Below are 22171 nucleotides of genomic sequence, written 5' to 3' on the forward strand. Positions count from 1 at the left end.
ACGGGGCGAGGACGTGACCGCCACGACCCTATAGGCTCCGGGGCCCTGCGGGCGCGTCCCGGACGGATGGTCGTGGACACTGGCAGACTATGGCCATGAAGTCCCGCGTCCTGGTGGTCGACGACGACACTGCCCTCGCCGAGATGATCGGCATCGTCCTGGAGTCCGAAGGCCTCGAGCTGAGCTTCTGCTCCGACGGCGATGCCGCCATCGGCATGTTCCGGTCGACCCAGCCCGACCTCGTCCTGCTCGACCTCATGCTCCCCGGGAAGGACGGTATCGAGATCGCCCGCGAGATCCGGGCCGAGTCCGGGGTGCCGATCATCATGCTCACGGCGAAGACCGACACGGTCGACGTCGTGCTCGGGCTGGAGTCCGGCGCGGACGACTATGTCACCAAGCCCTTCAAGCCCAAGGAGCTCGTCGCCCGCGTACGTGCCCGGCTGCGCCGGTCCGACGAGCCCGGGCCCGAGCGTCTGAAGATCGGTGACGTCGACATCGACGTCACCGGGCACACCGTCACCCGGGACGGTGAGCGCATCAGCCTCACGCCGCTGGAGTTCGACCTCCTGGTCGAGCTGGCCCGCAAGCCGTGGCAGGTCTTCACGCGCGAGGTGCTCCTGGAGAAGGTCTGGGGGTACCGCCACAGCGCCGACACGCGCCTGGTGAACGTCCACGTCCAGCGGCTGCGCTCCAAGATCGAGAACGACCCGGAGAACCCCGAGGTCGTCCAGACCGTGCGTGGGGTGGGCTACAAGGCCGGTGCCGCGCGCTGACCGGCGCGCCGTCGGTGCGCTGGGCCGGGGTGCCCGGTCGCTCGTGCACCGGTGGCGCTCCTCGATGCAGGTGCGGGTGGTCACCTCGGCGGTCGCCCTCGGGGTGCTGGCCGTGGCCGTCCTCGGCCTCTACCTGTCGTACTCGATCCGCGACGGGCTGTTCGACCAGCGGGTGGACCAGATCGAGCGCGAGAACGCCGCGGTGATCCAGGAGGCCCGGTCGCGCCTGGGTAGCTCCGCCGCGACGCAGACCGGCGAGCAGCAGGCGCTCCTGCGCGACCAGATCCTGTCGTTGAGCGCGGGCGGGTCCAGCGCCCAGGACTACTTCCTGCGGCAGGCGCCGGACCTGCGGCTCCCGCTCGCCGACCCCTCCTCGCGCCAGGGCCTGGCCGTCACCGACGTCGTCACGCCCGAGATGCGCACCGCCACGCTCGCGACGACGGACCAGGTGCTGCAGTCGGTGCCGATCCCGGCCGACGCCTCCGGGACGGGGATGGAGGAGCCGGGCATGGTGGTCGGTGCCACGGTGGAGCTGCCGTCGGCCGGGACGTTCGAGCTGTACTCGTTGTACTCGCTCGCCCCGGAGCAGGAGACGCTGCGGTTCGTGCAGCGCACCCTGGCGATCGGTGCGGTCGCCATCCTCGCGATGATCGCGCTGCTCACGTGGACCGTCACGCGTCAGACGGTCGCCCCGGTGCGCCGCGCCGCCACGGCGGCGGCCCGTCTCGGCGAGGGGCACCTGGACGTCCGCGTCCCGGGGTCGCGGGGCTACGACGAGATGGCGACCCTGGCACGGACCTTCAACGAGATGGCCGACAACCTCGAGGAACAGATCGCCCGGATGGAGGAGCTGTCCGCCGCTCAGCGGCGGTTCGTCTCCGACGTGTCGCACGAGCTGCGGACGCCGCTGACGACGATCCGCATGGCGGGCGAGGTCATCCACGGCGCGCGGGAGGACCTCGAGCCGTCCGCCCGGCGCTCCGCGGAGCTGCTGCAGACCCAGCTCGACCGCTTCGAGGAGCTCCTGACCGACCTGCTGGAGATCAGCAGGTTCGACGCCGGTGCGGCCGTGCTCGACGTGGAGCACCGGGACGTGCGCGGCGTGGTGACCGCCGTCGTGGACACGTGCGCGCCGCTCGCCGAACGCCGCTCGGTGTTCCTGTCCGTCGACATGCCGGAGGACCGCACGACGGCGGACATCGACCCGCGCCGCGTCGAACGGATCCTGCGCAACCTCGTGGTCAACGCGATCGAGCACGCGGAGGGCAAGCCGGTCGAGGTGACGGTCGGCCAGGACGCCGAGGCGGTCGCGGTGGTGGTCCGCGACCACGGTGTCGGGCTCTCGCCCGACCAGCTCAACCGGGTCTTCGACCGGTTCTGGCGCGGTGACCCGGCGCGCGCCCGCACCACGGGCGGGACGGGCCTCGGTCTGGCCATCTCGCAGGAGGACGCCCGCCTGCACGGTGGCCGCCTGGACGTGTGGGGGCGGATCGGCCACGGGGCGAGCTTCCGGCTCACGCTGCCGCGTCGCGCCGGTATCGAGATCGGACGCCCGCCGCTGCCCGTCGACGGGCCGCCGCGCGCGGGGGGCCAGCACGTCCCCACCGGGCAGGTGCCCGTCGTCAACCCGCCGACCGGCCCCACCCCGACCGCCATCCCCGACCTGCCGCCCGAGGAGGAGTCCCGATGAACCGGCCCAACGCTCGCCGCGCCCTGTCCGTCGCGTGCGCCGGCGTGCTCGTGGCATCCGTCGCGGCGTGCGCGAGCATCCCGACGACGAGCAGCGTGATGGAGGGCTCCGCCGAGGTCGACGACGCGCAGCCGATCGCCTTCGACGTCCAGGGCCCCGCGGTGGACGCCGACCCGCAGCAGATCGTGCAGGGGTTCGTCAGCGCGGCACAGCTCGGCCCGGCGTCGTCGCAGACGTTCGAAATAGCCCGGGAGTACACGACGCCGGTCGCCCGTGCCTCGTGGGACCAGTACACGCAGGTGCTGATGCTCTCCGAGTACCCGCAGTGGACGGTCGAGGAGTACGACGACGCCTCGGCCACGACGGCCGTGCACGGCGAGGCGACCGTGGTCGCGTCCCTCGACGAGACCGGTGTCTACACCGAGCTGCCCGAGCCCAGCGTCGTGGACGTGACGTTCGAGCTGGCGCGGGGCACCGACGGGCAGTGGCGCATCAGCGGGCTCGACGACGGCCTGCTCGTGCTCGCGGAGTTCCTCACGGACGGGTTCCACCGCACGCCCCTGTACTACCCGACGTCCGACCGGGAGTGGTGGGTGCCCGCGGTGCGCTGGTACCCCAAGCAGTCGTGGCGCACCGCGGCGACGCAGGCGATCCTGGCCGGCCCGCCCGAGGACCTGTCGCAGTCGGCGATCTCCGTCGTCCCCGAGGGGGCGACCCTGGCGATCGACGCCGTGACGGTCTCGAACGACGGCACGATCGACGTGAGCCTGACCTCGGCGATCACCGAGGCGGCCACCGAGGACCGCGCCTTGCTCGTGGCCCAGCTCGAGGCCACGCTGCGTGAGGGCGACGGCCGCACGGTCGTGCTGTCGGAGGGGACGTCGCCGCTCGCCCCGACCACCGCGGCCGAACCGTCACGCCCGGTCACGGTGGGGGACGCCGTCGCCGTCCAGGAGACCGCCGACGGCCAGGTCCTGCGCCGCGTGGTCGGACGGGAGCTGACCGACCTGGCCGAGCCGGTGGACACGTCAGGGCTCGACGTGACCGCGGTCGGCGTCGGGCCCGACGACGGGACGATCGCGGTGCGTGACGGCACCGACCGGCTGCTCCGGCTCACGGACGAAGGGCCGGTCGAGCTGCTCGTCGGCAGGTCGCTCGCGGCGCCGTCGGTCGACCGGTTCGACATGGTCTGGACCGCGACGGGCGGCGGACTGCGGGTCGTCCTGCCCACCGGGGGCGCGGCCCCGGTCGGGGCCGAGTGGCTGACCGGGCTGCCGGTGCGGTCGTTGCGGGTCTCCCCGGAGGGGGCACGGGTCGCGGTCGTCACGGACGGCCCCGACGGTGCGGAGGTCTGGTCCGCGGGGATCGAGCGGGACGCCGAGGACGTCCCGACCGGCCTGTCGACGCCCGTGCGCGTCGGGGGCCCGGTCGACGACGTCGTGGCCGTCGACTGGTCCGAGGAGTCGACGCTGACCCTGCTGTCCGACCCGCCGGGCGCGCCCCGGACCCTGTCCGTCGCGGGCGTCGGCGGGCTGGCCGGTTCCAACGACGGGCTGGCGCGTCCGCTGCCGACGACCGAGCCGCCGACGGCGGTGGCCACCGGCGTGGGGGCGAGCCCGACGCTCGTCCTCGACGACGACGGGACGCTCCGGGTCCGGCAGAGCGCCGCCCTCTGGCCGGCCATCGCGAGCGACGTGGTCGCGGTCGCCTACCCGGGCTGACGGTCCCGGACCTCTTCCACCGCGAGCCCCGTCCACAGGCGCGCGGCGAACGCCGCCGCGGCGCGTGCGGTTCCGGCAGCCTGGCGGGATGCTCGTCCGACTCGCCCGCCTCGTCGTCCCCGTCTCCTGCCCGGGCTGTGGGGCGTACGACGTGCGCTGCTGCTCCGCGTGCGCCGCCGTGACCGCCGGCGGGCCGGTGCGCCGCGTCGAGCACGGCGCGCCGCGGCTGGACCGCCTGGAGGAGGGCGGCCCCCTGCCCGTCTGGGCCGTGGGTGACTACGCCGGCCCGGTGCGCGACGTCGTCGTGGCGTGGAAGGACCGCGAGCGTGCCGACCTCGACGGGCTGCTCGCCGCCGCCCTGCGTCGTGCGGGCACGACCGTGGCCCCGGCGGTCCGGACGGCGGCCGGGCGGGCACCGGTGGCGGTCGTGCCGGCGCCCTCGGCCCCGGGTGCCCGGCTGCGGCGCGGACGGGAGCCCGTCGCCGTGCTGGCGCGGGCGCTCGTCGACGGGCTCGGCGCCCGCTCGGTGCCTGCCGACGTCGTGCCCGCCCTGCGGCGACGGCGGGCCACCCGAGACCAGGTCGGCCTCGGTGTGCGGGCCCGCGGCCGCAACCTCGCCGCGTCGCTCGCGGTCCGCCGGAACGCCCTGAGCCCCGGCACCCCGTGCGTGCTCGTCGACGACGTCCTGACCACGGGAGCGACGCTCGCGGCCGCGGAGCAGGCCCTGACCGACGCCGGAGCCGTGGTCCTCGGCGCGTCGGTGCTGGCCGCGACGCCGCCACCGGACGCAGTCACGGAATCTCCCCATACCGGTTCGACGCCTGCGGTTCACCCGGCCGACACGTTGGGGTTAGTGTGAGAGCCCGACGGCGACCAGCCCGCGGCAGCGGACGGTTCGTCGCATCTCACGAGCGGGCCGGACGACGTCCGGCGACCGGGAGGTGGTGCCCCGACCGGCACCCACCGCGGTGCCCAGACCTCACGACGGGCCGCCCCGAGGGATGCAGCGAGGGTGGCCCACGACGAAGTGGAGCAACACGATGGAGATCGCCGTCGTCGGCAGGCACACGGAGGTCACGGACCGGTTCCGCGACCACGTGGAGGACAAGCTCGCCAAGGTCTCGCAGCTCGCGCCGAACGCGCGCCGCGTGGACGTCGAGGTCACGCACGAGAAGAACCCCCGGCTCAGCGACATGAGCGAGCGGGTGGAGCTGACCGTACGGGACAAGGGACCCGTGATCCGGGCGGAGGCGGCCGCGGACGACCGCTTCGCGGCCCTCGACCTCGCGATCGACAAGCTCAACGAGCGGCTGCGTCGCTCCCGGGACCGCCGCAAGGACCACCGGCGTCGCGGAGCGGACGTCATGCCGCCCGTGGACGTGCGTCCCTACGACGAGGTCCAGGCCGACCTGCCGGAGCCCGAGGCGGAACCGGCGTCGCTCTCGACGCCCGGCGACGCCGTGGAGTACCAGCTCGGCGACTCGCCCGTCGTGATCCGGCAGAAGCTCCACCGGGGTGAGCCGATGACGGCCGACGAGGCCGTGGAGCACATGGAGCTCGTGGGCCACGACTTCTTCCTCTTCATCGACAAGGAGTCGGCCCGTCCCGCCGCCGTGTACCGCCGCCGGGGCTGGTCGTACGGCGTCATCGAGCTGGACGCCAAGTGCAGCGGGGTCGCGCCGGTGACCGAGCTGGGCTGATCGCCGGCCCGGTCCGGGCGAGGAAGGCCTCCCGCCGCACGGTCGCGTTCACGGGCGCTGCGCGCCCTCCACTTCGGGAAGGACGACCGTGCGGCGGGAGGCCTTCCTCGCTCTCGACAGGACTGCTCGGCCAGCCACCGGCAGCGCTGGCGGCAGGAGCGGGCAGGCGTGTCGGTGGGGACGGGCAGGATGCGGGCATGGAGTCGCTCTCGATCGCCGAGGCCCGTCGAGTCGCGCTGCGCGCGCAGGGGCTGGACCGCCCGCGCCGGCCAGGACCCGTCACGATGCGTCAGGTCACCGCCACCGTGGACCGGCTGAACCTGCTGCAGATCGACTCGGTGAACGTGCTGGCCCGCGCGCACCTGGTGCCCCTCTTCTCGCGGCTCGGGCCGTACGACACGGGGCTGCTGGACCGGGCGGCGGGGCGCGCGCCACGGCGACTGGTCGAGACCTGGGCGCACGTCGCCTCCTACGTCCCCACCTCGACGTACCCGCTGCTCGCCTGGCGCCGCCGTGCCCACGAGCGCGAGGCGTGGGGCTCCATCTCCGCCGTGCCGCAGGCGCACCCGCGCGAGCTCGACCTCGTGCGCGCGCTGGTGGTCGAGCAGGGGCCGGTGACGGCCAGCCGGATCCACGACGAGCTCGAGCGGGCGGGCCGCACCGCCCCGCGCGCACGCCTCGAGTGGGGGTGGAACTGGACCACGGCGAAACGCTGCCTCGAGTACCTGTTCTTCACCGGCGAGGTGATGTCGGCCCGGCGCAACGGCGCGTTCGAGCGATGCTACGACCTGCCCGAACGCGTCCTCCCGCCGGCCGTGCGCGACCTGCCCGCCGTGTCCGACCAGGACGCCGTCCGCCGGCTCCTCGAGCTCGGTGCCCGTGCGCACGGCATCGGCACGGCGCGCTGCTTCCGGGACTACTTCCGGCTGCGCGGCCCGCGGGCGCAGCAGGCGCTGGGCGAGCTGGTCGACGCAGGGGTCCTCGTGCCCGTCACGGTCGACGGCTGGGCCGAACCGACGTACCGGCACCGCGACGCCGTCGTGCCGCGGCGGGCCACCGGCGGTGCGCTGCTCAGCCCGTTCGACCCGCTCGTGTGGGAGCGGCGCCGCCTGGAAGCGCTGTTCGACGTCTTCTACCGCATCGAGATCTACGTCCCGGCGCCCCGACGGCGGCTCGGCTACTACGTGCTGCCGTACCTGCAAGGTGACGCGATCACCGCGATGGTCGATCTCAAGGCGGACCGGCCGGCCGGCGTCCTGCGCGTGGTCGCAGCGCACCGGACCCCGCACGCCGACGCCGCGACGCCCGCCGCGCTCGCGGACGAGCTGCGGCTCCTGGCGTCCTGGCTCGGTCTGGACGAGGTGGTGGTCGCACCCGTCGGAGACCTGGCCGACGCGCTGGCGGCCGAGGTCGCCACGCAGCACGCCGGGCATGCAGCGGGGGTGCCGGCGGCAGGCGGCTGAACGGCGCGGGCCTGTCGCGCCGATAGACTGCCCACCCGGTCGGCGCGCGTGTGGAGGAGTTCGGATGACAGCAGACCTTCCCGCGGACGTCTGGATCCTCGCCGCCGGCGCGCTGCTCGTCGCAGCGATCCTCGCGGCCGGGTTCGCCGGGAAGGTCCGCATCCCCGGCCTGCTGCTGTTCCTGGTGCTGGGGATGCTCGTCGCCGACGACGGTCTCGGCCTCGTCCGCCTGTCCGACGTGGAGCTGGCCCAGACGCTCGGCACCGTCGCCCTGCTGCTGATCCTCTTCGAGGGCGGGCTGACGACCAAGCCGGGTGACGTGCGCCGGGCCGCCGGACCGGCGCTCGCCCTGGCGACCGCGGGTGTCGTCGTCACCGCCGCGGTCGTCGCGCTCGCCGGATGGTGGCTGCTCGATCTCGACCCGCTGACCGCCATGCTCATCGGTGCGGTGGTCTCCTCGACCGACGCCGCCGCCGTCTTCGCCGTGCTGCGGCGCTCGCCCCTGCCGCGGCGGATGTCCGCGCTGCTCGAGGTCGAGTCGGGGGCGAACGACCCGGTCGCGATCATGCTCACCGTCGGGCTGGTTGCGACCTTCACGGGCACGCCCGAACCGGCCGACTGGGTCGTGTTCGGGGTGACGCAGGTCGTCGGCGGCATCGTGGCGGGCGCCGTCGTCGGGCTGGCCGGGAGCTGGACGCTGTCCCGGGCCGCGCTCGGGCCGACAGGGGTGTACCCCGTGCTGGCGCTGGGGGTCGCCGGACTGGCCTACGGCGCGGCGGCCCTCGTCGGCGGCTCGGGGTTCCTGGCCGTGTACCTCGCCGGGCTGGTGGTCGGCGCCCGGGTCACGCTGCACCGTCGCGAGATCCGCACCTTCCACGAGGGGCTGTCCAACACGGCGGAGGTGGGGCTCTTCCTCCTGCTCGGCATGCTCGTCTTCCCCTCCGAGCTCCCACCGGTGGCCGGGACCGCCGTGCTCGTGGCGGTGGTGCTCGTGCTCGTCGCCCGCCCGCTCGCCGTCGGGCTGTGCCTGGTGTGGTTCGGGTACACCTGGCGCGAGATCGCCTTCGTCTCGTGGGTCGGGCTGCGTGGAGCGGTCCCGATCGTGCTGGCGACCTTCCCCGCGGTGGCCGGGTACCCGGAGGGCGCCCTCATCTTCAACGTGGTGTTCTTCGTGGTGCTGGCCTCCGCGGCCGTCCAGGGCGTCAGCATCCGCAGCGTCGCCCGGTTCCTCGGTATCGCCGCCGCCGTGCACGACCTCGCCCCCGTCGCGTCGGGCCGACCGCTCGCGGGCACCGCCACGGAGCTGTTCGAGGTCCCGGTCCGGCCGGACCTGGCGCTCGTCGGACGACGTGCGGTGGACGTCGAACCACCGTGCGGGCGGATCACCGCCGTCGTGCGCGACCAGGAGACGCTCCTCCCGCACGACCCGGTCGAGCTCCGGGCCGGGGACGTGCTGCTGCTGGTCGTCCCACGCCGCCCCGACGCCGCTCGACAGGTCACGGCATGGGCGCGGGGCGAGCCGGTCCGGTCCGGCGTGTCGGACGACCGCAGGGAGGGCGTCTGACCATGGAGGTCATCGCGCTGTATCTCGGGGCGGCGTTCGCGGGTGGGCTGCTGGCCCGCCTCGTCAAGCTGCCGCCCCTCGTGGGTTTCCTGGTGGCCGGGTTCGTCCTGGGCGCCGCCGGGGCGCCCGAGCTGCCCGGCATCGGCACGATCGCCGAGGTCGGCGTCTCGCTGCTGCTGTTCACCATCGGACTCAAGCTCGACGTGCGGACCCTCGCCCGGTCGGAGATCTGGGTGACCACCGTCGCGCACATGGTGATCAGCACGTTGGTCGGGGTCGGGGTCGGGTTCCTGGCCCTGCTCGCCGTCGCCGGGGCCGCGCTCCTCGGTGGCGAGGCACTGACGACGATCGCGTTGATCGCCTTCGCCCTGTCCTTCTCCTCCACGGTGTTCGTCGTCAAGGTCCTCGAGGACCGCTCGGACGCGACCAGCCTGTACGGACGGATCGCCGTGGGCATCCTGGTGCTGCAGGACATCGCCGCGGTCGTCTTCCTCGTGCTCGCGACCGGGGAGCTCCCGAGCCCGTGGGCCCTGCTGCTCGTCCTCCTCGTCCCGGGACGACGCGTGCTGCACGCCGTCTGGGACCGGGTCGGGCACGGCGAGCTCCAGGCCCTCTTCGGGGTGGCGCTCGCGCTCGGACCCGGGTTCTACCTCTTCGAGCACCTGGGGCTCTCCGGAGACCTCGGCGCCCTCGTCATGGGCATGCTGCTGGCGTCCCACCCCGGTGCCGGCGAGATGTCGCGGTCCCTGATGTCGTTCAAGGACCTCATGCTGGTGGCGTTCTTCCTCGAGATCGGGCTGCACGGCACGCCCACCCTGCAGCACCTCGGGACGGCGGCGGGTCTGCTCGTGCTGCTGCCGCTCCAGGCGGCCGGGTTCGCGGTGCTGCTGTGGATGATGCGACTGCGACGGCGGACGGCGATGCTCGTCGGGCTGGTGCTCGGCAACTTCTCCGAGTTCGGCATCATCGTGGCGGTGGTGGGCGCGGAGCACGGCCTGCTCGACGAGGACTGGGTGATCGTCGTGTCCCTGGCCGTGGCCATGAGCTTCGTCCTGGCCTCCGTGGTGAACCGGCGCGGCGTCGAGATCGCCTCGGCGCTCACGCGCCTCCTGCCGCGGAAGCCGCCGACGTCCCTGCACCCGGACGACCGCCTGGTCGACATCGGGCACGCCGACGCCGTCGTGCTCGGGCTCGGGCGGGTCGGGAACACGGCGTGCGCCCGTCTGCGTGACGTGTACGGCCTGCGGGTGGTCGGCGTCGAGCACGACGACCAGCGGGTGACCGCGCTGCAGTCCGAGGGGTTCGAGGTCGTCCGCGCCGACGCGACGGACCTGGAGTTCTGGGCCCGGGTCAAGCGTGCCGGGCACGTGCGCCTCGCGGTGCTGGCGATGCCCTTCCACAACGCCAACCTCATCGCCCTGTCCCGGTTGCAGGACGCGGGGTTCGAGGGGCTCGTCGCCGCGATCGCACGCTACGACGACGACGCCGACGAGCTGCGGCGGCACGGGGCCGACGCGGTGTTCCACCTGTACGGCGCTGCCGGTGCCGAGCTCGCGGACCGTGCCGCGGAGGTGCTGGCCACCGACCGGTGACGTTCGTCGGGCGCGAACCTGGCCCCGAGCTCCGCCGCGGGGGAATAGGATGACAGGCGGTGCGACCGGGACGACGACGCCGTCGTCCGGCCCCGGTCGCCGCCACCGAACGGGCTCGGGAGGCTTCCCGGGCACCACCGACACGGGAGAACTGCGTGCCTGCGATCCTCGAGAAGATCCTCCGTCTGGGCGAAGGTCGGATCCTCAAGAAGCTGACCGGACTCGCCGAGCAGGTGAACCAGCTCGAGTCGAGCTTCACCGAGCTCAGCGACACCGAGCTGCAGGAGGAGACGGGCCGGTTCAGGGAGCGGCTCGAGCACGGGGCGTCGCTCGACGACCTGCTCCCCGAGGCCTTCGCGACGGTGCGAGAGGCCTCCCGTCGCACGCTCGGCCAGCGCCACTTCGACGTCCAGCTCATGGGCGGGGCGGCGCTGCACCTCGGCAACATCGCCGAGATGAAGACCGGGGAGGGCAAGACGCTGGTCGCGACGACGGCGGCCTACCTCAACGCGCTCACCGGCAAGGGGGTGCACGTCGTCACGACGAACGACTTCCTCGCGCGCTACCAGGGTGACCTGATGGGCCGCGTCTACCGGTTCCTCGGCATGACGACGGGCGTGATCGTGTCGGGCCAGAACCCGGCCGAGCGGCGCGCCCAGTACGCGGCCGACATCACCTACGGCACGAACAACGAGTTCGGGTTCGACTACCTGCGCGACAACATGGCGTGGTCCCCGGACGACCTGGTCCAGCGCGGTCACCACTTCGCGATCGTCGACGAGGTCGACTCGATCCTCATCGACGAGGCCCGGACCCCGCTCATCATCTCGGGTCCCTCCTCGGGCGACGCGAACCGCTGGTACGTGGAGTTCGCCAAGGTCGTCAAGCGACTGCAGGTCGAGAAGGACTACGAGGTCGACGAGAAGAAGCGCACCGTCGGCGTGCTCGAGCCGGGCATCGAGAAGATCGAGGACTACCTCGGGATCGACAACCTGTACGAGTCGCTCAACACGCCGCTCATCGGCTTCCTCAACAACGCCATCAAGGCCAAGGAGCTGTTCAAGCGCGACAAGGACTACGTCGTGCTCAACGGCGAGGTCATGATCGTCGACGAGCACACCGGCCGCATCCTCGCCGGCCGTCGCTACAACGAGGGCATGCACCAGGCCATCGAGGCCAAGGAGGGCGTGCAGATCAAGGCGGAGAACCAGACCCTCGCCACGATCACCCTCCAGAACTACTTCCGTCTGTACGACAAGATCGGTGGCATGACCGGTACCGCCGAGACCGAGGCGGCCGAGTTCCAGGGCACCTACTCGCTCGGCGTCGTGCCGATCCCGACGAACCGGCCGATGATCCGCAAGGACCAGCCCGACCTCGTGTACAAGAACGAGGACGGCAAGTTCGACGCCGTCGTCGCGGACATCGTCGAGCGGCACGCCAAGGGGCAGCCCGTCCTCGTGGGCACCACGAGCGTCGAGAAGTCCGAGCTGCTGTCCCGGCTGCTGAAGAAGGCCGGCGTGCCGCACGACGTCCTCAACGCCAAGGAGCACGAGCGCGAGGCCTCGATCGTCGCGCAGGCGGGACGCAAGGGCGCGGTCACGGTCGCGACGAACATGGCCGGGCGCGGTACCGACATCATGCTCGGCGGCAACGCCGAGTTCACCGCGGTCGCCGAGATGGCGGCCCGGGGCTTCGACTCGACGGAGGACCCGGAGGCCTACGAGGCGGCCTGGCCGGAGGTCCTGGAGAAGGCCACCGAGTCCGTCGCCGCGGAGCACGAGGAGGTCGTCGAGCTCGGCGGCCTCTACGTGCTGGGCACGGAGCGCCACGAGTCGCGGCGCATCGACAACCAGCTGCGTGGGCGGTCGGGTCGTCAGGGCGACCCTGGTGAGTCGCGCTTCTACCTGTCGATGCAGGACGACCTGATGCGTCTGTTCAACTCGGGGCTCGCCGAGTCCATGATGGGCCGCGCGGGTTTCCCGGACGATATGCCCCTCGAGTCGAAGATGGTCACGCGCGGCATCCAGAGCGCGCAGTCGCAGGTCGAGTCCCGCAACTTCGAGATCCGCAAGAACGTCCTCAAGTACGACGACGTCCTGTCCCGTCAGCGCACCGTCATCTACGACGAGCGCCACCGCGTCCTGGAGGGCGAGGACCTGCACGAGCAGGTCCAGCACTTCGTCACCGACGTCATCACCGCGTACGTGGAGGGCACGGCCGACGACGGCAACGCCGAGGGCTGGGACCTCGACGGGCTCTGGACCGCCCTGCGGTCGGTCTACCCGGTCTCGATCACGGTGGACGACGTCGTCTCGGAGGCGGGCGGCCGCGACCGCCTCACCCGGGAGATGCTGCTCGAGGAGCTGTTGTCGGACGCCCGGGTGGCGTACACGGCCCGCGAGGAGTCCCTGGGTTCGCCCGCGATGCGTCAGCTCGAGCGCCGCGTCGTGCTCTCCGTCCTCGACCGCAAGTGGCGCGAGCACCTCTACGAGATGGACTACCTCAAGGAGGGCATCGGCCTGCGCGCGATGGCCCAGCGCGACCCGCTCATCGAGTACCAGCGGGAAGGCTACCAGCTCTTCCAGGCCATGACGGAGGCGATCAAGGAGGAGTCGGTCGGCTACCTCTTCAACCTCGAGGTCGAGGTCAAGCAGGCCGGTGGGTCGGGCGACCCGGCGACGGGCGACGGGCCGACCCTCTCGGTGGACGCTGCCGTCGCTGCTGCCGGCTCGTCGGCGGCGCAGGCGATCGGCGCCGGCGGGGCGCCGGCCGTCGCGGGTGCCGACGCCGTCGAGGACGCCCCCGACGACGAGGAGCCTGCGACGACGGTTGCCGACGGCCCGGAGGTGCCCGCCGCGTTCGGCGGGACCGACGAGCCCGTGCTGGTCGCCAAGGGGCTCGAGAACCCCAAGCCCCCGCAGAACCTGCAGTACACGGCGCCCAGCGAGGACGGTTCGGCCTCCTCGTCCGGCGGTGGCTCGCGGGCGGAGCGTCGTGCCCTGCACGGTGAGGCGTCCGCAGCGAACGCCGACGGCCGGACCTTCCCCGGCACGCCCCGCAACGCGCACTGCCCCTGCGGGTCGGGCAAGAAGTACAAGATGTGCCACGGCGTCAACGAATGACCTCGGTGCGCGGATAGCCGCGCCTCCGCCTCAGCGGTGCCTTCTCGGCTGAGTCTGCGGTTCCGCTGCGGGCGGGTGCCTCGTGCCTCGGCCCCCACCCTGCGCTGCACCTCCGCCTCAGCCGAGCTCGAGCACGGCCACCCGCCACAGGCCTCGTCGGGCCTCCAGGCGGACGGCGGCGGCGCGGACACGTCCCGAGTCCTCGAGGACGACGGTCGCCTCGGCCGTGCTGTCCCCGAGACGGACGGTGCGGATGCGACGGACGGTCACCGGGACCCCGGCGCGCACCGCACCGCGGTGCGACTGGACGAGCCGCGCCCGGTGCACGAGCTGGTCGAGGACCGTGGGTGTCACCCACCGCGCGAGGTGGGCGGCCGGGCGTTCGCCGCGCAGCACCTCGACGGCGGCGCGGACCACGGATCCGCACATCGCCGTAGGATCCGGCAGCCGCGACGCTCGGGCCGGCGGCTGGGGCAACGGGCGGCCCGGTGTCGGGACCGGATCGGCCGGGACCGCACCGAGGCGCACCCGGCGGGACGGTGCAGGTCTGCGGCTCGCGGCACGCGGCGGTTCGGCCGGGCGGCGGCCGCGGGGCGCACCCGTGACGCGCAGTCGGCGCGCCGCGGCGTCGGTCGGGCGGTTGTTCTCGGACGCGGTGGCGGTCATGCGGTCTCCGGGGGTGGTAAGGGCAACGGGTGGGGGCCGGGTGCGGGGAACCGGTCAGGGCGCGTGCAGCACCTGGCCGGGGAGGATCGTGTCGGGGTCGTCGCCGATGACGTCCCGGTTGACGTCGTGCCAGGCCGTGACCGCCCGCAGCACGTCCGCGTCCGTGGCGTCCCGGGGGGAGGTCGCGCGCGGCGATGTCCCACAGCGTGTCGCCGCGGACGACGACGGTCTCGTCCGCGGCGTCGACCTGGTTCGACGTCCGCTGGACCTCGCCGAGGACGGGGTCGTGCTGCCCGTCCGCTCGGTCGTCCGGTCCCTCGTCGGTCGGGCCGGCGGACGGCTCGGCGGGCTCTCCGCCGGGCGACCCGTCGCCGTCCTCGTCCTCGGGGGACGGCGCGGGCCCGTCCGGCAGGTCGGCGTCCGCCGCGGGCGCATGCTCGGACGACGGGTCCTGCGCGGTGCTCTCCCAGCCGAGCTCGAGGACGGCGGCGGGGTCGGTGTCCGGTCCGGGCCGGTCGTCGGCGAGGGCGGCGGCCGGCGTCAGGGCCAGGCCTGCACCGACGCCGGCGCCGACCGCACCGCGGGCGAGCCGGCGTACGACGGCGGGCGCCCAGCCGCCCACGACCGTCTCCGCCGTGCGACCGGGCCGTCCCCGGCGTACCGCGACGACGCCGACGAGCGCGGCGACCGTCCCCACCAGGGTCCAGGCCGTGGCGCCGAGGCCGACGACGAGGACCGCCAGCTCGACCCACGTGTCGACCCGGAGCATCGGCGCGGTCTCGCGCGTGGGGGCGACCGCGTGGACCCGGAACGCGAGCAGCGTCGCGGCGCCCGCGGACACCAGGAGCATCGCGAGCAGTCCCAGGATGCTGCGCAGCGCCCGGGGGGAGCGGTGACGTGCCCGGCCGGGGGGCGTCGCCCGGTGGTTCATCTGGCAACCTTCCGTCGAATCAGCGTTGATCATGCCGTTTGATGCCATTTGATGTGCTCTGGTGGCAGATATTGAACCGCACTGTGGCTCTCCTGTCCAGGGCAGGGCATCCTGGGCCGCGGCCCGACCCGGGCCGACGGACGGGAGGATCACCGGTGACGACATCAGGGACGGCGCGCTGGACGCTGCTCTTCGCCGATCTGGAGGCGCAGCTGGCGGCGGAGGAGGCGGCCGAGCGCGACGGCGCCGTCGCCGAGCTCACCCGTGCCGAGCAGGCCTCGGTGCCGCTCGTGGACCGGTTGCGGGCGGCGCAGGGCCGGGTGCTGCGCCTCGATCTGTCCGACGGCGAGTCGCTCGCCGGGAGGCTCGAGCGGGTGGCGACGACCTGGGTGCAGGTCGACGCCCGCACCGCGCAGGGTGGCCGGGTGCAGCACCTGGTGCCGCTGTCCGCCGTCGTGGGTGTCGCCGGACTGGGGCCCTACGCGACGCCTTCGGCCGCCCGCACGGACGGGCTCGGTCTGGGCACCGTCCTGCGGGGTCTGCAGCGTGACCGTGCCCGGGTGCAGGTCCGCACCTCGGCCCAGGTGCTGCTCGGACGGGTCGCCCGGGTCGGCGCGGACCACCTCGACGTGGCGGAGCTCGATGCGGTGACGTCGGGGACGCGCGTCGTCCCGTTCGCCGCCCTGGTCCGGGTCAGCGAGGCGTGAGGGTCCGGCGGCGCCGGTCGTGCCGGGCGAGCGGCGCGGTGGTCACAGGTCGCCGGCGTCGATGCGGGCGCGGGTCCGGTCGTACTGCCGGGCGATGTACTCCTCGAGCTTGACGGTCTCCACGCGCCAGACCTTCTTGGGGCCCACCTGGATCGCCGGCAGCTCGCCCGAGCGGACGAGCGAGTACGCCTGGGCGGCGGAGATGCTGAGGATCTCCTGCACCTCGGCGAGGGAGAGGAAGCGGCTGGCCATGGGTCGATCTTCCCACACCCGGTCTCGATACGTGCGAGTTGTCCACAGATGATGGTTGATGCTTTCGGTTGGCCGTGGTGTCCCGGATGATGGATCGGGTCGTCACCACGGGTCCGGCGGCCGCTAGCGTTCGTCGCGCCCGACGGACCGATCACCCGTACCGGACGCAGCGACGCGTCCGTCCGACTCCGAAGGACCAGCGTGAGCAACGAAGCACTCCCGGCCCCGGCAGCCCCGCGACTGCGCCGCCCGACCTGGCGAGACCCTCGGTTCGTCGTCGGTGTCGTCCTGGTGGCGGTCGCCGTCGCGCTGGGATCCTGGGTCGTGTCCGGCGCCGACCGGACCGTGCCCGTCTATGCCGCGTCCGGCACCCTGACCCCCGGCGAGCCCGTCGACGAGTCGCGGCTGCGCACCGTCGACGTCAACCTCGGAGTCGAGACGGACCGCTACCTGCGGGCCGACGCCGGCCTCCCGGACGGGCAGGTCGCCGTGCGGGTGGTGGGGGACGGCGAGCTCGTCGCGGTCACCGCGATCGGGGCCGCCGAATCCGTCGACGTGCGCTCGGTCGCCGTGCCGATCGGGTCCGGGCTCTCCGAGCGGATCCGCGAGGGTGCCGTCGTCGACCTGTGGTTCGTCCCCACGGCGACGCAGGGCGCCCAGGAGGCGGCGGAACCGGAGCCGCTCGTCGCCGGGGTCGTCGTCGAGCAGGTGGACGCCACCGAAGGGGGCCTTGTCGTCGCCGACCGCGGGACGCTGCACGTCCTGGTCGGTGCCGAGGACCTGGCCGCCGTCCTGTCCGCTCTCGGCGCCGACGGACAGGTCGCCGTCGTGCCGGTGGCCGGCGCCTGATGCCGGCCGAGATCACCGTCCTCTGCGCGGTGAGCGGACCCGCCGAGACGGACGTGGTGCTCGCCCTGGGCGCTCCCGGCACCGGGACCAGCGTCACCCGCCGCTGCGGAGACCTGACCGAGCTGCTGGCGGCAGCGGCAGCGGGCGCGGGGCAGGTCGCCGTCGTGTCCGCGGACCTGCCGGGCCTGGACCGGGAGGCGGTGGGAAGGCTCCACGGGGCCGGCGCCCGCGTGGTCGCGCTGGCGGACGACGGCCCGGCCGAGCGTCTCCGTGCCCTCGGGTTCGAGGCGGTACTCGACGGGCCCGCCGACCCGAGGCTTCTGGACGCCGTGCGGGACACGGCGCGCGTGGACGACCCGCTCGCCACCCGCGAGAACGACCTCTCGGCGCTCGCCGGCCACGACCCCGAGGGGCCGCGGCACGGTGCGGTCGTCGCCGTCTGGGGACCGGTCGGGGCACCGGGACGCACGACGACCGCCATCGAGCTGGCCGCCGAGCTGGCCGGCGTGGGCGGGCGGCGCTCCGGGCGGCGGCGCGGACGCCGTGAGACGCCGGCCGGGCCGGCCGCGTCCGCGCTCGTCGTCGACGCCGACACCTACGGGTCGTGCGTGGCCTCGCGGCTCGGCCTGCTCGACGACGCCCCCGGCCTGGCCGCCGTCGCGCGGGCGGCGGGGCACGGCACCCTGGACCTGGCCACCCTGTCCCGGCACGCCCCCGTCGTCGAGGGTCGGCTGCGCGTCCTGACCGGCATCACCCGGGCGGCGCGCTGGCCGGAGCTGCCCGCGAGCGCGCTGGAGGTCGTGCTCGAGCGAGCACGCGCCCTCGTGGACTGGACGGTGGTGGACTGCGGTCCGCTGGTGGAGGCCGACGAGCTGCTCATGTACGACACGCACGCCCCGCAGCGCAACGGTGCGACGCTGGCCGCGCTGCAGGCCGCCGACCTGGTGGTGGTCGTCGGTGCCGCCGACCCTGTCGGCGTGCAGCGGGTCGTCCGGGCGCTGGAGGACCTCGCCGAGGCGCCGGTGCCCGTCCCGGCGGCCAGGATCGTGGTCGCCAACCGGGTCCGTTCCTCCGCGGTGGGTCCGGACCCTGCGCGGGCGGTCGGCGACGCGCTCGCCCGCTACGCGGGGGTCGGTGAGATGCACGCCGTCCCGGACGACGGTCCGGCCCTCGACGCGGCGCTGCTGGCCGGGCGGACCCTCGCCGAGCACGCGCCGTCGTCGGCGGCCCGGCAGGCCTTCGCCGGACTGGCTGCGCTCGTGCGTGAACGGGCCGGCGCCGACGTGCCGGCCTGACACGCCGCGACAGGGCACACTGGGGCCATGCGCCTCTACGTCCCCGCGACCTTCGACGACCTCGACGCCCTGACCGTGACGGCGCGCGGCGCCCGCTGGGACGTGCCGGCGCGCGGCGCGCACGCGGTGACCGCCGAGCTGGCGGCCGCGCTGCCCGACGAGGACGAGGAGTCCCGGGAGTACGAGGCGTTCCTCGCCGCCGCGGACGCGTCGCTCGTGCTCGTGGTCGGTCGGGCCACCGCCGTACCGCTGCGCGTGGTCGTGACCGTGGACGTGCCCGACGACGCCGCGACCCCGGCGGCGGGGGAGACGGCGCCCTCGGGCGTCGACGTCGTCGCCGTCCCTGGCACGAAGGTCGAGGCGATCCACGTCGACGAGCCGGCCGCCGCGGGCGACGTGCGAGCGGTGCTGGCTGCCGTGGACGCCGGTGACGACGAGGCGCTGGAGGTGGCGACCGACCGGGTCGCGGAGCGGGACCTGCTCTGGTACGACCCGACCGAGGCCCAGGACGTCCCCCGCCTCACCTGATCCCGCCAGCCCCTCGCCGTGGGTATGAGATCTCCCGATCCTGCCCGGCAGGATCGGGAGATCTCATACCCACAGCGGGCGACGATCAGCCGAGGTAGACGAGGGCCTTGTCGTGCAGCAGGCCGTTGGTCGCCAGGGCGTTGCCGCCCCACGGTCCGTCCGCGCCGTCGAGGGAGGTGAAGCGGCCGCCCGCCTCGACGACGATGGGCACCAGCGCGGCCATGTCGTAGAGCTCGAGCTCGGGTTCCGCGGCGATGTCCGCCGCACCCTCGGCCACGAGCATGTACGACCAGAAGTCGCCGTAGCCGCGCGTGCGCCAGCACTCGCGGGTCAGGTCGAGGAACCCGTTGAGCTTGTCGCGCTCCTCCCAACCGTCCAGGGACGAGTACGCGAAGGAGGCGTCGCCCAGGGAGGACACGCCCGAGACGTGCATCCGGGAGGCGGCCGCGATGGACTTGCCTGTCCAGGCCCCCGATCCCTTGGCCGCCCACCAGCGACGGCCGAGCGCGGGCGCGGAGACGAGCCCCATGACGACCTCGTCACCGTCGGCCAGTGCGATGAGCGTCGCCCACACGGGGACCCCGCGCACGAAGTTCTTGGTGCCGTCGATCGGGTCGATGATCCAGCGACGCGCCCCGGTGCCGGACTCGCCCCGCTCCTCGCCCACGATGGCGTCCCGCGTCCGGGCCCGGGCGAGCTGGGCGCGGATGAAGTCCTCGGCGCCGCGGTCGGCGTCGGACACGGGGGTCTGGTCGGGCTTGGTCTCCACGTGCAGGTCCACCGCGCGGAACCGGGACATCGTCATCGAGTCCACCTGGTCGGCGATCACGTGGGCCAGGCGCAGGTCGTCCTCGTACGTGCGTCCGTGCCCGTGCTGGCTGGAGGTTCGCTGAAAGGTGGCCACGACTCACACGGTAGCGGTCCGGGAGACCAGCAGGCGGCGGAACGACGTCAGGCGGGACGCGCGTGTCGTGCGGGACACCTCGTCCGGTGCCCCGTCCACCCACTCGTCGAGGGCGCAGTCCGGGGCGTCCGCCAGGTGGGTGCAGCCGCGCGGGCACTGCGCGGCCACCTCGTCGAGGTCCTCGAACGCCGCGAGGAGGTGGGCGACCTCGACGTGCGCGAGGCCGAAGGAGCGGACCCCCGGGGTGTCGATCACCCAGCCGTCGTGGGTCCCCCCGGTGGATCCGGCGGAGACGGGGAGACGGAGCGCGACGGCGGAGGTGGACGTGTGCCGCCCGCGGCCGGTCACGTCGTTGACGACGCCTGTGGCCCGCGCGGCGTCGGGCACCAGCGCGTTGATGAGCGTCGACTTGCCGACGCCGGAGTGCCCTACCAGCACCGAGGTGCGCCCGAGCAGGTGCTCACGGACCGCCTCGACGGTGTCAGCGGCGTCGCGGCGGGCGACCACCACCTCCACGCCCAGCGGGGTGTACAGGTCACGGAGCTCGTCGGGGGAGGAGAGGTCCGCCTTCGTCAGGCACAGCAGCACGTCCATCCCGGCGTCGTAGGCGGCGACGACGCACCGGTCGATCATGCCGGTGCGGGGTTCGGGCTGGGCGAGCGCGACCACGACGACGAGCTGGTCGGCGTTGGCCACGACGATGCGCTCGTAGGGGTCGTTGTCGTCGGCGGTGCGCCGCAGCACCGACGTGCGCTCGGTGATACGGACGATGCGGGCGAGCGTGCCCTCCCGCCCCGAGGTGTCGCCGACCACGTCGACCACGTCGCCGACGACGGCGCGGGTGCGGCTGAGCTCGCGCGCCTTCATGGCGAGGATCTCGCGCTCGTCCGGGCCGCCCTCGTCGAGGACCAGGGTGTACCGTCCCCGGTCGACGCCGACGATCAGCCCGGCCACGGAGTCGGCGTGCTCGGGGCGTTGCTTGCTGCGGGGCCGTGAACCGTGCTTCGACGGGCGCGCGTACCGTGCGTGCTCGTCGCGGACCCGGCGCGCCATCAGGCCTCCTGCGCCGTCCGGCGCAGCATGCGCAGCCACATCGTGTCGAAGCCGGGCAGGGTCTTGGCGGTGGTGGCCACGTCCTCGACCTGGACCCCCGGCACCCGCAGGCCGAGCAACGCCGCCGACGTCGCCATCCGGTGGTCGGCGTAGGTGCGGAAGACGCCTCCGTGCAACGGGCGCGGGGTGATGACCAGGCCGTCGCGCGTCTCCTCGCACCGCCCGCCCAGGCGGGTGATCTCCGTGGCGAGGGCGGCCAGCCGGTCGGTCTCGTGGCCGCGCAGGTGGGCGATGCCCCGCAGGCGGCTCGGGGAGTCGGCGAGCGCGGCCAGGACGGCGAACGTCGGGGCGAGCTCGCCGCCCGCGTGCAGGTCGACGTCGACGCCGCGGATCTGCCCGGTCCCCGTGACGGTGAGGACGTCGCCCTCCAGGGAGGCGGCACCGCCCATCCGCTCCAGCAGCTCGGGGACCATCGCGCCGGGCTGCGTGGTGCGCGCCGGCCACCCCGGGACGCGGACCGTGCCGCCGGCGACGAGGGCGGCGGCGAGGAACGGCGCGGCGTTGGACAGGTCGGGCTCGACGCGGACGTCGCGGGCGGCGATCGGGCCGGGCGTGACCTGCCAGATGCCGTCGCGGGAGTCGTCGACCGCGACGCCGACGTCGCGCAGGGTGGCGACGGTCATCTCGATGTGCGGCAGGCTCGGCAGGGTGGCCCCGATGTGGCGCAGCTCCAGCGGCCGCTCGAAGCGCGGTGCGGCCAGCAGGAGCGCGGAGACGAACTGCGACGACCCGGAGGCGTCGACGTCGACTGCACCGCCGGCGACGCGGCCGCGCCCGCGCACGGTGAACGGCAGGTGGGTCGGGAAGCCCGCGCCGTCCCCGGTCACCTGCACGCCGAGGCTGTGCAGCCCGGCGAGCACCGGGAGCATCGGGCGCACGCGTGCCTCGGGGTCGCCGTCGAACCGGACGTCGCCGTGGGCCAGCGCGGCGACGGGCGGCAGGAACCGCATGACCGTCCCGGCGAGGCCGCAGTCGACGTCGGTGTCGCCGGTGAGGCGGCCGGGGGTCACGTGCAGGGTGCTGGGGGACTCGCCCTCGGAGACGGCGGTGCCCAGCGACCGCAGGGCGCCGATCATGAGGTCGGCGTCGCGCGAGCGCAGCGCACCGTGCAGCACTCCCGGACCGTCGGCGAGCGCGGCGAGCACGAGCAACCGGTTCGTGAGGGACTTGCTGCCCGGGACCTCGACCGTCGCGTCCAGGGAGCCCACGGCCACGGGGGCGTCCCAGAGCGGTGCGATGGTCTGGTCGGGCGCTGTCGTCATGGCCCCGAGCCTAGTTGACGGGGGCCCGACGGC

General features: G+C 73.9%; 19 protein-coding genes. 14 read left to right on the forward strand and 5 right to left on the reverse strand.

Going from position 1 to position 22171, the window contains the following annotated elements:
* Nucleotides 1-95: 95 nt before the first annotated feature.
* From mtrA to secA, 9 genes are all read left to right on the forward strand, one after another.
* Complete coding sequence (gene mtrA / locus UQW22_RS10920) at nt 96-776, forward strand: MtrAB system response regulator MtrA (protein WP_407317006.1); 681 nt, start codon at nt 96-98, stop codon at nt 774-776.
* A complete protein-coding gene (gene mtrB / locus UQW22_RS10925) occupies nt 763-2466 on the forward strand; it encodes an MtrAB system histidine kinase MtrB (RefSeq protein ID WP_407317008.1) in 1704 nt (567 codons plus the stop codon). The genes mtrA and mtrB overlap by 14 nt, the downstream gene beginning before the upstream one ends.
* Nucleotides 2463-4187, forward strand: coding sequence for an LpqB family beta-propeller domain-containing protein (locus tag UQW22_RS10930; protein WP_407317010.1), 1725 nt, complete (start codon nt 2463-2465; stop codon nt 4185-4187). Before mtrB ends, UQW22_RS10930 begins: the two co-directional genes overlap by 4 nt.
* An 88-nt stretch (nt 4188-4275) precedes the next feature.
* Nucleotides 4276-5046, forward strand: coding sequence for a ComF family protein (locus UQW22_RS10935; protein ID WP_407317012.1), 771 nt, complete (start codon nt 4276-4278; stop codon nt 5044-5046).
* A 181-nt stretch (nt 5047-5227) separates the two neighbouring features.
* Nucleotides 5228-5887, forward strand: a complete 660-nt coding sequence (gene hpf, locus UQW22_RS10940) for a ribosome hibernation-promoting factor, HPF/YfiA family (RefSeq protein WP_407317015.1) — start codon at nt 5228-5230, stop codon at nt 5885-5887.
* Between the two features lie 197 nt (nt 5888-6084).
* A complete protein-coding gene (locus UQW22_RS10945) occupies nt 6085-7350 on the forward strand; it encodes a winged helix-turn-helix domain-containing protein (protein WP_407317017.1) in 1266 nt (421 codons plus the stop codon).
* A 64-nt stretch (nt 7351-7414) separates the two neighbouring features.
* On the forward strand, nt 7415-8914 hold the full coding sequence (locus tag UQW22_RS10950) for a potassium/proton antiporter (protein WP_407317019.1): 1500 nt from the start codon (nt 7415-7417) through the stop codon (nt 8912-8914).
* A 2-nt stretch (nt 8915-8916) separates the two neighbouring features.
* The gene (locus UQW22_RS10955; protein ID WP_407317021.1) at nt 8917-10506 is read left to right on the forward strand and encodes a cation:proton antiporter; all 1590 of its coding nucleotides are present in this window, start codon (nt 8917-8919) and stop codon (nt 10504-10506) included.
* 155 nt (nt 10507-10661) lie between these two features.
* Nucleotides 10662-13631: a preprotein translocase subunit SecA gene (secA, locus tag UQW22_RS10960; protein ID WP_407317023.1), complete on the forward strand. Its 2970-nt coding sequence runs from the start codon at nt 10662-10664 to the stop codon at nt 13629-13631.
* Between the two features lie 117 nt (nt 13632-13748).
* Here the strand turns inward: secA and UQW22_RS10965 are convergent, their stop codons facing one another.
* Nucleotides 13749-14060: an Rv3235 family protein gene (locus UQW22_RS10965; RefSeq protein WP_407317025.1), complete on the reverse strand. Its 312-nt coding sequence runs from the start codon at nt 14058-14060 to the stop codon at nt 13749-13751.
* 400 nt (nt 14061-14460) lie between these two features.
* On the opposite strand from UQW22_RS10965, the gene UQW22_RS10970 reads away from it, so the two are divergent.
* A complete protein-coding gene (locus tag UQW22_RS10970) occupies nt 14461-15270 on the forward strand; it encodes a hypothetical protein (protein ID WP_407317027.1) in 810 nt (269 codons plus the stop codon).
* A 113-nt stretch (nt 15271-15383) separates the two neighbouring features.
* Nucleotides 15384-15935 (forward strand): hypothetical protein, encoded by a 552-nt coding sequence (locus UQW22_RS10975; protein ID WP_407317028.1) that lies wholly within the window; start codon nt 15384-15386, stop codon nt 15933-15935.
* A 42-nt stretch (nt 15936-15977) separates the two neighbouring features.
* Here UQW22_RS10975 and UQW22_RS10980 read toward each other — a convergent pair whose 3' ends face one another.
* Nucleotides 15978-16187 (reverse strand): helix-turn-helix domain-containing protein, encoded by a 210-nt coding sequence (locus tag UQW22_RS10980; protein ID WP_407317029.1) that lies wholly within the window; start codon nt 16185-16187, stop codon nt 15978-15980.
* 201 nt (nt 16188-16388) lie between these two features.
* Between UQW22_RS10980 and UQW22_RS10985 the strand changes: the two genes are divergently transcribed.
* The 3 genes from UQW22_RS10985 to UQW22_RS10995 are packed head-to-tail and all read left to right on the forward strand — an operon-like array spanning nt 16389 to nt 18859.
* Nucleotides 16389-17036 carry a hypothetical protein gene (locus UQW22_RS10985; RefSeq protein ID WP_407317030.1) on the forward strand — a complete coding sequence of 216 codons (648 nt, stop codon included), beginning with the start codon at nt 16389-16391 and terminating at the stop codon, nt 17034-17036.
* Nucleotides 17036-18331, forward strand: coding sequence for a CpaE family protein (locus UQW22_RS10990; RefSeq protein ID WP_407317031.1), 1296 nt, complete (start codon nt 17036-17038; stop codon nt 18329-18331). Before UQW22_RS10985 ends, UQW22_RS10990 begins: the two co-directional genes overlap by 1 nt.
* A gap of 27 nt (nt 18332-18358) precedes the next feature.
* Nucleotides 18359-18859, forward strand: coding sequence for a DUF6912 family protein (locus UQW22_RS10995; RefSeq protein ID WP_407317032.1), 501 nt, complete (start codon nt 18359-18361; stop codon nt 18857-18859).
* An 85-nt stretch (nt 18860-18944) separates the two neighbouring features.
* On the opposite strand, the gene hisN is transcribed toward UQW22_RS10995, so the two are convergent.
* The 3 genes from hisN to aroA form a co-directional block, all read right to left on the reverse strand.
* Nucleotides 18945-19664, reverse strand: a complete 720-nt coding sequence (hisN, locus tag UQW22_RS11000; RefSeq protein ID WP_407320783.1) for a histidinol-phosphatase — start codon at nt 19662-19664, stop codon at nt 18945-18947.
* A 102-nt stretch (nt 19665-19766) separates the two neighbouring features.
* Nucleotides 19767-20816 carry a ribosome small subunit-dependent GTPase A gene (gene rsgA, locus UQW22_RS11005; RefSeq protein ID WP_407317033.1) on the reverse strand — a complete coding sequence of 350 codons (1050 nt, stop codon included), beginning with the start codon at nt 20814-20816 and terminating at the stop codon, nt 19767-19769.
* The gene (gene aroA / locus UQW22_RS11010) at nt 20816-22138 is read right to left on the reverse strand and encodes a 3-phosphoshikimate 1-carboxyvinyltransferase (RefSeq protein ID WP_407317034.1); all 1323 of its coding nucleotides are present in this window, start codon (nt 22136-22138) and stop codon (nt 20816-20818) included. The genes rsgA and aroA overlap by 1 nt, the downstream gene beginning before the upstream one ends.
* Nucleotides 22139-22171 lie beyond the last annotated feature (33 nt).

This window comes from Isoptericola halotolerans (assembly GCF_045689585.1).
Classification (GTDB): Bacteria; Actinomycetota; Actinomycetes; order Actinomycetales; family Cellulomonadaceae; genus Isoptericola; species Isoptericola halotolerans_B.

Bases quoted from the DNA above. Each gene is read 5' to 3' on its own strand.
- UQW22_RS10935 (WP_407317012.1), top strand. From the start codon at position 4,276: ATGCTCGTCCGACTCGCCCGCCTCGTCGTCCCCGTCTCCTGCCCGGGC.
- UQW22_RS10955 (WP_407317021.1), top strand. From the start codon at position 8,917: ATGGAGGTCATCGCGCTGTATCTCGGGGCGGCGTTCGCGGGTGGGCTG.
- UQW22_RS10930 (WP_407317010.1), top strand. From the start codon at position 2,463: ATGAACCGGCCCAACGCTCGCCGCGCCCTGTCCGTCGCGTGCGCCGGC.
- rsgA (WP_407317033.1), bottom strand. From the start codon at position 20,816: ATGGCGCGCCGGGTCCGCGACGAGCACGCACGGTACGCGCGCCCGTCG.
- hisN (WP_407320783.1), bottom strand. From the start codon at position 19,664: ATGACGATGTCCCGGTTCCGCGCGGTGGACCTGCACGTGGAGACCAAG.
- UQW22_RS10950 (WP_407317019.1), top strand. From the start codon at position 7,415: ATGACAGCAGACCTTCCCGCGGACGTCTGGATCCTCGCCGCCGGCGCG.
- mtrA (WP_407317006.1), top strand. From the start codon at position 96: ATGAAGTCCCGCGTCCTGGTGGTCGACGACGACACTGCCCTCGCCGAG.
- UQW22_RS10990 (WP_407317031.1), top strand. From the start codon at position 17,036: ATGCCGGCCGAGATCACCGTCCTCTGCGCGGTGAGCGGACCCGCCGAG.
- UQW22_RS10965 (WP_407317025.1), bottom strand. From the start codon at position 14,060: ATGTGCGGATCCGTGGTCCGCGCCGCCGTCGAGGTGCTGCGCGGCGAA.
- UQW22_RS10995 (WP_407317032.1), top strand. From the start codon at position 18,359: ATGCGCCTCTACGTCCCCGCGACCTTCGACGACCTCGACGCCCTGACC.
- aroA (WP_407317034.1), bottom strand. From the start codon at position 22,138: ATGACGACAGCGCCCGACCAGACCATCGCACCGCTCTGGGACGCCCCC.
- hpf (WP_407317015.1), top strand. From the start codon at position 5,228: ATGGAGATCGCCGTCGTCGGCAGGCACACGGAGGTCACGGACCGGTTC.
- UQW22_RS10980 (WP_407317029.1), bottom strand. From the start codon at position 16,187: ATGGCCAGCCGCTTCCTCTCCCTCGCCGAGGTGCAGGAGATCCTCAGC.
- UQW22_RS10945 (WP_407317017.1), top strand. From the start codon at position 6,085: ATGGAGTCGCTCTCGATCGCCGAGGCCCGTCGAGTCGCGCTGCGCGCG.